The following is a 599-nucleotide window of genomic DNA, read 5'->3' on the forward strand; positions in this document are numbered from 1 at the left end:
CGGCCTGAGCAAAGCGGTTCTGGTGAAAGCGGCAATGATCCTTGCGGTATTCACGGCAATCGTCGCGGCGGTTAACGTGATGTGGGCGGGACCGTGGTCATCGCGTCATCAGGATGAAGCGTTAGCAGAAGCGAAAGCGAACCCTGGCATGGCGGCGCTGGCGCAAGGGCACTTCCAGCAAGCGACTAATGGCAGCTCGGTGCTGTTCATCGAAAGCGTTGACGGCAGCGATTTCAAAGATGTGTTCCTCGCACAAATTCGACCAAAAGGTAATGCACGTCCTTCTGTGGTGGTGGCCGATTCCGGACATTTAACCCAGCTGCGCGACGGCTCCCAGGTCGTCACTCTCAACCAGGGAACGCGCTTCGAAGGCACTGCACTGTTACGTGATTTCCGCATTACGGATTTCCAGGATTATCAGGCGATCATTGGTCACCAGGCGGTGGCGCTCGACCCGAACGATACCGACCAGATGGACATGTGCACATTGTGGAACACTGACACCGATCGTGCTCGCGCAGAACTGAACTGGCGTATCACGTTGGTATTCACCGTGTTTATGATGGCACTTATGGTCGTACCGCTGAGCGTGGTTAACC

1 protein-coding gene is annotated in these 599 nt (G+C 55.9%); it reads left to right on the top strand.

What is annotated here, in order from left to right:
* A partial coding sequence (locus K0039_RS24775; protein ID WP_228106777.1) for an LptF/LptG family permease occupies window positions 1-599 on the top strand: 599 nt, incomplete at both ends.

It is taken from the genome of Terrisporobacter mayombei, from assembly GCF_020748465.1.
GTDB classification, from domain to species: Bacteria; Bacillota; Clostridia; order Peptostreptococcales; family Peptostreptococcaceae; genus Terrisporobacter; species Terrisporobacter mayombei.